The 8,780-nt window shown below is 70.7% G+C and carries 4 protein-coding genes; all 4 read left to right on the plus strand.

Annotated features, from left to right (window positions below; all coding sequences use genetic code 11):
• Positions 1-3,016: chondroitinase family polysaccharide lyase (locus AOK16_RS21280; protein ID WP_055473794.1), on the plus strand; the 3,016-nt coding region annotated here is incomplete at its 5' end.
• Positions 3,017-3,401: 385 nt separating this feature from the next.
• Entirely contained in the window at positions 3,402-4,124 is a 723-nt protein-coding gene (locus AOK16_RS27300) for a hypothetical protein (RefSeq protein ID WP_157859291.1), read from the plus strand.
• A gap of 53 nt (positions 4,125-4,177) precedes the next feature.
• A complete protein-coding gene (locus AOK16_RS21290; protein WP_055473796.1) occupies positions 4,178-4,921 on the plus strand; it encodes an IPT/TIG domain-containing protein in 744 nt (247 codons plus the stop codon).
• A 115-nt stretch (positions 4,922-5,036) separates the two neighbouring features.
• The gene (locus AOK16_RS26030) at positions 5,037-8,333 is read left to right on the plus strand and encodes a beta strand repeat-containing protein (RefSeq protein WP_079101626.1); all 3,297 of its coding nucleotides are present in this window, start codon (positions 5,037-5,039) and stop codon (positions 8,331-8,333) included.
• Positions 8,334-8,780 lie beyond the last annotated feature (447 nt).

Here is an 8,780-nt window from a genome sequence, read left to right on the forward strand (position 1 = left end):
CTTCTCCCCCGGCCCCGGCTCGGCCCTGCGCATCAGCGACCGCGCCGCGGTCTGCGGCAGCCGTTCGCTCCGCTGGGACCACGCCGCGCGCTCCCGCGTCACGATCCGCGCCGGCCTCGCGTACACCGCCGACCCGTACCGCCCGCTGGACGACCAGGCCTGGCAGGGCACCGTGGACGCCTTCTCGGTGTGGGTGTTCAACGAGGCGGCGGTGGACGACGCGATCCGGTTCGAGTTCGGGCGGGGAGAGCGCGTCGACGCCTGGTTCGACTTCCGCCTCGCCTTCACCGGCTGGCGTACGGCCTGGGTGCGCTACGGCTACGACCTGCACGGCCGCCCCCGCCCGGACATGGACACCGTGCGGATCACCGCCCCGCGCCGCTCCGGCACGCTCCACCTCGACCAGCTGCTGCTGAACACGCCGGTACGGCCGGACGGCCCGACGCGGGACGCGCAGGTGCCGGAGGTGTGCCGCGAGGGCGACGTGTGGGACGCCCAGCACTGGCAGGCGCTCCTCCTCTTCGACCAGCTCCTGACCAGGCGTCAACTCCCCGCCCCCGAGCCGTCTCCGGCGCAGCGGGCCGACCTCCGCGCCCTCCTCACCCGCTACCACGACGACTACCTGGCCGCGCCCGAACCCCTGACGGTGGACGAAGCGTACGTGGCCGCGCTCACCGAGCAGGTCGAGGCCCTCGGCGTACCGGAGCGGACAGCCACCGGAACCGGCCGCCCCGTCCACTCCTACCAGGCCCAGATCCATCCCCCGGAGATCGCCGCCGACCTCAGGGCCTTCGTGGCGGCGACCCCCCTGCGCGCCTGCACCGACCAGATGCGGAGGGTGGCGCGGGCCCACGACGCGGCGGGCCCGGCCCACCGCCCGGCGCTGGCGGCGCTGTACGTACGGATGGTGGCCCACCTGCGCGACCAGGGCTGGACGCACGGGAGTTGCCAGGGCACGACCCACCATCTCGGCTACGACATCGGCGGCTACTACGACTCCGTCCACCTGATGCGGGGCGCCCTCCGCGAGGCGGGCCTCCTCGACGCGGTGCGCGCGGACGTGGCCTGGCTGTCCGGCCTCGGCCGGATCTTCCGCGGCTGGGACCACCGCATGGCGCACGGCAGCATCATGGACGTCCTCGGCACGACCTTCCGCGGCCTGCTCGCCGCGGTGCTGCTGTCCGAGACCGAGGCCGAGCAGGTCGCGTATCTGCGCGCGCTGCGCGACTGGCTCGACACCGCGCTCCTGCCCACCCCCGGCATCCAGGACGGCATCAAGACCGACGGCACGGTCTTCCACCACCTCGGCTGCTACCCGGACTACGCGCGCGACGGCCTCGCCGGGCTCGCGCCGCTGGTGTACGTGATGAGCGGCGGGGCGTTCCGGATCTCGGCCCGCTCGCACGCCTGGCTGAAGCGGGCGCTGCTGACGATGCGGGTGTACGCGAACAAGCACCAGTGGCCCGTCTCGCTCAGCGGGCGCCACCCGAGGGGCACGACGGCGCTGTCCGTCACCCCGTACGAGTGGCTGGCCTGTGCGGGGACCCCGGACGGGCCGGGCGAGGTCGACCGCGAACTGGCCGCCGCCTTCCTCCGGTTGCTCCCCGCCGAGCCGACGGCGCGGCAGCGCGCGCTGGCCGCGCGCCTGGCCGCCCTGGGCATCAACGCCGAGCCCGACCCGAACGGCAGCTGGGCCCTCAACCACGCGGCCCTGGCCGTCCACCGCCGCGAGGACTGGCAGGTCACGGTCCGGGGCCACAACCGCTATCTGTGGAGCACCGAGGTCTACGAGGGCGCCAACCGGTACGGCCGCTACAACACCTACGGCCAGATCCAGGTGCTGCACCGCGGCGACCCGGTGACCAACGCGGACAGCGGCTACCGCCAGCCCGGCTGGGACTGGAACCGCCGCCCGGGGACGACCACGATCCGCAAGCCGCTGCCCGAACTGCGCGCCGACCTGACGGGCACGATCGAGGAAATGCCGCTCACCGACGAGCGGTTCGCGGGAGCGCACACGATCGACGGCCTGGGCGGCATGTTCGCGATGCGGCTCCACGAGCACCCGAAGTACGAGGGCACGCACCGCGCCCGCGTCTCGGCCTTCCTCTTCGAGGACCGGATCGTGGCGCTGGGCACGGGGATCGGGAACGGCGACGCGGCGCACGACACGGAGACGACCCTCTTCCAGACCTCCCTGCCGACTCGGTCGGCCCCCACGTACGTGAACGACGCGGCGGCCCCGGTGACCCGATTCCCGTACGAGCGGCCCGACTTCGCCGTGGCCGAACCGCTGTGGCTCGTGGACGACAAGGGACTGGGCTACTACGTACCGGCGGGCCAGCGCCTGGGCTTCCAGCGCACCGCGCAGGCCTCCCGCGACAACGCCTCCGACCTCCCGACGACGGGCGACTTCGCGACGGCCTGGCTGCGCCACGGGAGGGCCCCGCACAGGGCGCGCTACGAGTACGCGATGGTGGTCCGCACGACCCCGGCCCGGATGGCCGAGTTCACGGCCCGGATGCGGGATCCGGAGCGCGCCCCGTACCGGGTGCTGGGTGCGGACGAGACGGCGCACGTGGTCCACGACCGGGGCACGGGCATCACAGGCTATGCCTTCTTCGAGCCAACGCGGCGCGCGGGAAAGGCGGTTGGTGATGAGGCCGTGGCCATCCTGGGCGTGGACACGCCCTCGATGGTCCTGACGCGTGAGGACGGCGATCGTCTCACCCTCTCCGTCTGCGACCCGGACCTCCACCTGTGCGAGGGCGAGGACCGGGACCAGTACGAACACGGGCGCTACGTGGGCCACTTCAGCCCGTGGTCCCGCCCCTGGCTCAACAACCCGAGCCGTCCGCACACCCTGCGGGTGACGCTCCGTGGGCGCTGGCGTCCGGCAGGGCGCGAGGAACCGTGTGCAGTCGTGCCGGGTGGACGGGACGACGAGACGACCGTCGCGTTCGAGACGGTGGAAGGCCGTCCCGTACAGGCGAGACTGGCCCGTAAGGCGAGGTGAACGGGGGCGGTCGGCGACCACCCGTATACAACGTCCGGCGGGGCGCACGTCGGTGGTACGTCTATGCCAGGTGGCTTTGCCACGTCCACCAATGGGGCGAGGGAACCTCAGTCCGGCGAAACTCGGATGCGCCCTTGTATCGATCAACCTCACCAGTGTTTCCTGGATATATCCACACCGGCGGGCCGCCCATTCCCTCCACGGAGGAGATTGGCATGCGGCCCGCCGCTTCTGTTTCCTGCTGATTGCGGAACGGTGGCAATCGAGCCGCGGCCACAATGGGCACTCCCCCGTGGAAGGAATCGAAGTCCACCGGCCGGCGCCGCATTACCGGCGCCGGCCGGTGGGTTGGTCCTCCGCTTCGCGCAAGGGGGTACCACGCACCATGCCTCGAACCAGCAGATTCAGAAACCGAAAACTCTGGTCCCTTTTCGGGGCCGCGCTCCTCGGCATCGGCCTCGCAGTCGTTCCGGCATCGCCCGCGCAGGCGGCAAACATTCCGGTGTTCTGCAGCGAGACGAGTCTGGTGAACGCGATCAACCTGGCCAATTCCACAGCCGCCGCAGATCAGTTGGCGTTCACGCCCTTCTGCACCATCACGCTGACGACCCCGCACGGCGGGTCAGCGGCCTCGGGGTTCACCGGTCTTCCGGAGATCAGGACACCCATGACGTTCGCGGGCTTCCTCGTCACCATCCGACGGGCCCCGACCGCGCCGAACTTCAGGATCGCGGCCGTGCAGGGCGCCCCGCTCTTCCCCGGCACCAGCGGATCCCTGAACTTCGTGGGGCTGTTCTCGATCGAGAACGGCCGGCTCCCCAACCAGAGTCCGCCCCTGGTCGGCGGCGGCGTCATCGTCCAGGGCGGCAACCTGCAAATGGCAGGCGCCTCGATCAAATCCAACACCGCAGGGGCAGGCGGCGGCGTCTATCTCGACACCGGAGCGGTGAACATGGCCGCCGGCCAGATCACAGGAAACACGGCCCTGGTCACTGGCGGCGGGCTCTACATCAACGCGGGAACAGTGACGAACATCGGCGGCACCATCTCCAACAATTCGCCGAACAACTGCGTCTCCGTGCCCGTCACCCCTGGCTGCAATCCCTGACCGCAGTCCCTCCCGCACCACACCAACCATCCAGGAAAAAGAGGGGAATTCCCATGCCTATCAGTCCCAACTCGGGTCCCACCGGCGGCGGCCAGACGGTAACCATCACCGGCAGCAACCTGAGTGGTACGACCTCGGTGAAGTTCGGCTCGAAGAACGCGACGAACGTCACCAACGTCAGCCCCACGACGGTCACGGCCGTTACGCCTTCCGGCGCCGGCGAAGTCGGCGTGACCCTGACGACCCCGGGCGGCACCTCCAATCCACTCCCCTACTTCTACCTCCAGTCGCCGCTCATCTCCGGCCTGAGCCCCACCGCCGGCTCGACCGCCGGTGGCACCAGCGTCACGATCACCGGCAACAACCTGAACAACGCCACCGTGAACTTCGGCGCCAACCCAGGCACGGTCACCAACAACAACGCCACTTCGATCATCGTCACCTCACCGGCCGGCGCGGCAGGCAACGTCACGGTCACCGTGACCACCAATGCCGGCACCGTCAACGCGGGCACCTTCACCTACGTGGCCGACCCGACGATCACCCTCATCGACCCCAACTCCGGTTCCGACGCCGGTGGCACCTCCGTCACCATCACCGGCACCAACCTGACGACCACCCAGTCGGTGACCTTCGACGGCACCACGGCCCCCGGGCTTCAGATCAACAGCGACACCGAGATCGTGGTCACCACACCGCCGGGCACCGCGGGCGCGGTCGACGTCGTCGTCACCACCAGCGGCAACTCGGTCACCTCGATCGGCGGCTTCACCTACGTGACTCCGCCCCTCATCTGACCCTCACCACCCGGTGAGGGGGTCTCCGCACCGCTCCCTCACCTCCCCCGGGCCCCGGCCGGCGCTCCTCGGCCGGTCGGGGCCCACCTCGCACGCCCCTTGGAGGAGCGCGGAAATGAACGAGCGCGAAACATCCCCCGCCGCGGCCGCCGGCCCGGCAGCGCCCATCACGATCCTGGCCGCCCCCGTTGTGACCTCGGTAAGCCCCAACTCCGGTGGCAGCGGCGGCGGCACCATCGTCACGATCACCGGTAGCGGCTTCACCGGCGCCACCCAAGTACGCTTCGGGGCCACTATGGCGCCGAGCTTCACGGTCATCTCCGATACGCAGATCACCGCCACCACCCCGCCCGGCACCGGCACGGTGCAGGTGACCGTCACCACGACGGGCGGCACCAGCTCGCAGTTCGTCACCTTCACCTACGTGAACGTGCCCGTCCCCACCCTCACCTCGATCAGCCCGAACACCGGGCCAGCCGGCGGCGGCACCACGGTGATCCTGACGGGCACCAACCTGAACGGCGCCACCGCGGTCAAGTTCGGTGCCACCAACGCCACTTCGTTCACCGTCAACTCGTCCACCCAGATCACGGCGGTCTCCCCCGCGGGCAGCGGCACCGTCCCCGTCACCGTGCAAACGCCGGGTGGTACGAGCAACGGCATCAACTTCACGTACGTCAGCGCGCCGGTCATCACCAGCATCTCCCCGACCTCGGGGCCGCTCGCAGGCGGCAACACCGTCACCATCACCGGCACCGGCTTCACCAGCGCCACGGCGGTCAGCTTCGGCGGGACGCCCGCAACCTCGTTCACGGTCAACTCGGCCACCCAGATCACCGCCACCGCCCCGGCGCACGCGGCGGGCTCGGTCAACCTAACCGTCACCGGCCCCGGCGGCACGAGCAACGCCGTCGTCTACACCTATGTCGGTGCGCCCGTGCTCACCAGCCTGGTGCCGAACTCCGGTCCCGCGGTCGGCGGCAACGTGATCACGATCAACGGGTCGGGCTTCACGGGCGCCACACAGGTGCTGTTCGGTGGAACCCCGGCCGCGTTCACCATCATCTCACCGACCCAGATCCAAGCCACGGCCCCGGCGGGCAGCGGCACGGTCAACGTGACGGTGGTGGGCCCGGGTGGCACGAGCAACGCGCTGCCTTACACCTATATCAACGCACCGGTGATCACCAGCCTCTCGCCTTCCTCGGGCCCGACGAGCGGCGGCAACACCGTCACCATCACCGGCACCGGCTTCACCAGCGCCACCGCGGTCAGCTTCGGCGGCACACCGGCCACGTTCATCGTGAACTCGGCCACCCAGATCACCGCCACCGCCCCGGCGCACGCAGCAGGCGCGGTCAACGTGACGGTCACCGGACCCGGCGGCACCAGCAACGCCGTGCCGTACACCTACGTGGGGGCACCCACCATCACCTCCGTGGTGCCCAACACCGGACCCCTCGCCGGCGGCAACACCGTCACCATCACCGGCACGGGATTCACCGGCGCCACCGCGGTCACCTTCGGCCCCAACCCGGCCACTTCGTTCACCATCGTCTCGCCCACCCAAATCACCGCCACCGCACCGGCAGGCACAGGGACGGTCAACGTCACGGTCACCGGACCCGGCGGCACCAGCAACGCGGTGCCATACACCTACGTGGGGGCACCCACCATCACCTCCGTGGTGCCCAACACCGGACCCCTCACCGGCGGCAACACCGTCACCATCACCGGCACGGGATTCACCGGCGCCACCGCGGTCACCTTCGGCCCCAACCCGGCCACCTCCTTCACCGTCGTCTCCCCCACCCAAATCACCGCCGTAGTCCCAGCGGGCACCGGGACAGTCAACGTCACAGTCACCACACCCGGCGGCACCAGCAACGCAGTGCCGTACACCTACGTCGCCGCACCCACCATCACCAGCATCTCGCCGGCCTCGGGACCGACCAGCGGCGGCAACATCGTCACCATCACCGGCACCGGGTTCACCGGCGCCACCGCCGTCAACTTCGGCCCCAACCCGGCCACTTCGTTCACCATCGACTCCCCCACCCAAATCACCGCCACCGCCCCAGCGGGCACGGGAACGGTCAACGTCACAGTCACCGGACCCGGCGGCACCAGCAACGCAGTGCCGTACACCTACGTCGCCGCACCCACCATCACCTCCGTCGTGCCCAACACCGGACCCCTCGCCGGCGGCAACACCGTCACCATCACCGGCACGGGATTCACCGGCGCCACCGCCGTCAACTTCGGCCCCAACCCCGCCACCTTCACCATCGACTCCCCCACCCAGATCACCGCCACCGCACCGGCAGGCACAGGGTCAGTGAACGTGACCGTGACCGGCCCCGGCGGCACCAGCAACGCGGTGCCGTACACCTACGTCGCCGCACCCACCATCACCTCCGTGGTGCCCAACACCGGACCCCTCGCCGGCGGCAACACCGTCACCATCACCGGCACGGGATTCGGCGGTGCCACTGCGGTCAACTTCGGCCCCAACCCCGCCACTTCGTTCACCGTCGTCTCCGCCACCCAGATCACCGCCGTGGTCCCCGCGGGCACGGGAACGGTCAACGTCACGGTCACCGGACCCGGCGGCACCAGCAACGCCGTCAGCTACACCTACGTGGGGGCACCCACCATCACCTCCCTCTCACCCGACGCCGGGCCCCTCACCGGCGGGAACACGGTCACCATCACCGGGACCAACTTCACGCCCGGTGCGACCGTCCAGTTCGGGGCCAACCCGGCGACCTCGGTGACGTTCGTGTCGAGCACCCAGCTCGACGTGGTCGTCCCCGCCACCGGAGTCCCCGGCTCCGTCCCGGTCTCCGTCACCACGGCGGGAGGCACCAGCGCACCCGGTGTCTTCTACTTCTACGTCGCGGGCCCGGTCGTCAGCAGCATCTCGCCGGACGAGGGACCGATCGCCGGCGGAACCGTGGTCACGATCACCGGCACCGGGTTCTCCGGAGCCACGGCGGTCACCTTCGACGGGATTCCCGCCGTCTCGTTCACGGTCGACTCGGCCACCCAAATCACCGCCGTCACCCCCGGCCACACGGCGGGAGCGGCCTCCGTGATCGTCACGGGGCCCGGCGGCACCAGCCCAGCGGGGGTGTCCTTCTTGTACGTCGACCCACCGACGCTGACCAGCGTCGTCCCCCCCGCCGGCCCCCTGGGCGGAGCCACCGTCACTCTGACGGGTACGGGCCTCACCCTGACGTCCCAGGTCTTGTTCGGTGCCAGCCCGGCGGCCTTCACCGTCCTCTCGGACACGCAGGTCACCGCCACCGACCCGGGCGGCGCGGCGGGCCCGGTCGCCATCACTGCCGTGACTCCCGGCGGTACGAGCAACGCCGTGACGTACACGCGGGTCGCTCCGCCGAGCATCTGACCTCCGGTTGAACTCGCGCCCGCCTCGGGCCTCCCACACCCCATGTGGGAGACCCGGGGCGGTTTCACGTTCCGCTGTCCGACGGCACACTGCGCGCCACCCTGGCCCCCATGCCCTGGAACGTGATCAGGCTGACCTGACGGTCGCCTCCCGGCCGCGCTGTGGGCAGGCGTTCCGCAGGGCGATGGACCCCGGACGGAGTCCGGGGGGTGGGCCCGGCGCGGCCACCGGCCCGCACCCGCGTACGCACGCGAGCTCGGCGGCCCGCGTAGGCGCCCACCGAGGACCTTCGGCCCCGTGACGGACCCCGGCCCGAGGACGACCGTGGGCAGTAGAGCGGCACCCGTCGCACCATGGAAGGAGCACATCCGCCGGAAGGGGCAGCCCGCAGGATCCTCGCGACAGGTGGGAGGACAGGATGAGCACCCACAACCCGCCCCCTCCTCC

The sequence above is a fragment of the Streptomyces pathocidini genome, from assembly GCF_001418495.1.
Lineage (GTDB): Bacteria > Actinomycetota > Actinomycetes > Streptomycetales > Streptomycetaceae > Streptomyces > Streptomyces pathocidini.

Coding starts and splice junctions, on each gene's coding strand:
- AOK16_RS27300 (WP_157859291.1), top strand. CDS start 3,402: ATGCCTCGAACCAGCAGATTCAGAAACCGAAAACTCTGGTCCCTTTTC.
- AOK16_RS21290 (WP_055473796.1), top strand. CDS start 4,178: ATGCCTATCAGTCCCAACTCGGGTCCCACCGGCGGCGGCCAGACGGTA.
- AOK16_RS26030 (WP_079101626.1), top strand. CDS start 5,037: ATGAACGAGCGCGAAACATCCCCCGCCGCGGCCGCCGGCCCGGCAGCG.